Source organism: Pseudomonas sp. c313 (assembly GCF_055407145.1).
This window is the reverse complement of sequence record NZ_JBUZRD010000047.1, coordinates 1-843: the sequence shown is the minus strand read 5'-3', so window position 1 is coordinate 843 and position 843 is coordinate 1. Positions and strand designations below refer to the sequence as shown.

At 56.9% G+C, this 843-nt stretch carries 2 protein-coding genes; both read left to right on the top strand.

Features of this window, described 5'->3' with window-relative positions:
• Nucleotides 1-142 precede the first annotated feature (142 nt).
• Entirely contained in the window at nucleotides 143-520 is a 378-nt protein-coding gene (locus ACZRKZ_RS27755; protein ID WP_003151133.1) for a type II toxin-antitoxin system RelE/ParE family toxin, read from the top strand.
• Nucleotides 501-836, top strand: a complete 336-nt coding sequence (locus ACZRKZ_RS27750) for a helix-turn-helix domain-containing protein (RefSeq protein WP_001172026.1) — start codon at nucleotides 501-503, stop codon at nucleotides 834-836. Before ACZRKZ_RS27755 ends, ACZRKZ_RS27750 begins: the two co-directional genes overlap by 20 nt.
• Nucleotides 837-843 lie beyond the last annotated feature (7 nt).

The window sequence follows — 843 nt, the reverse complement described above, 5'->3', positions numbered from 1 at the left end:
AGAGTTTTCCGTACATTTTTGAGGGGGTGTTGCACAGGTAGCACAGCGGCGGCTGACAGCCTGTCGCAAAACAAATGTTTTACGACACCTCCTTGAGGTTGCCGCGTTTACATCATTACCTGAACAGGTATAAAATTCCGTCATGACAAACAAAGAAAAACCGCTCGAATGGATCGCGAGCAGCCACAAGGATTTGATGGCGTTGCCGTCCGACGTGCGTCGCCGTTTCGGTTACGCGCTCTCGTTGGCGCAGATAGGCGATCAGGATGACGCAGCAAAGGTGCTCAAGGGGTTCGGTGGTGCCGGCGTGCTGGAGGTCGTCGAAGACGATGCCGGCGGCACCTATCGAGCGGTATACACGGTCAAGTTTGCGGAAGCGGTGTTCGTCCTGCACTGCTTCCAGAAGAAGAGCAAGAGCGGAATCGCCACGCCAAAGGCCGACATGGACATCATCCGCGCTCGGCTGAAGGTGGCCGAGGTATTGGCACAGGAGCTACGAAATGCAAAAACGAATCATTGAAGGCGTCGAGGTTCAGCGCAGCTCGGGCAACGTCTTTGCCGACCTTGGACTGCCTGACGCTGAAAAGCTCAAGATCAAGACCGGCCTGGTGGTCGAGATCAGGAGGGCCATGCGCGCCCTTGGGCTGACTCAACAAGCGGCGGCCAAACGCATGGGCATCCCGCAACCGAAGGTGTCGGGCATGATGCGCGGCGACTTCACCAATCTATCCGAACGCAAGCTGATGGATTGTCTGAATCGCCTCGGCTACGACATCGAAATCAAGGTACGGCCAGCAGCCGAGCCGATCGGGCATCTAACGCTCGCAACCGCTTAATCGGAGC

Bases quoted from the DNA above. Each gene is read 5' to 3' on its own strand.
- ACZRKZ_RS27755 (WP_003151133.1), top strand. From the start codon at position 143: ATGACAAACAAAGAAAAACCGCTCGAATGGATCGCGAGCAGCCACAAG.
- ACZRKZ_RS27750 (WP_001172026.1), top strand. From the start codon at position 501: ATGCAAAAACGAATCATTGAAGGCGTCGAGGTTCAGCGCAGCTCGGGC.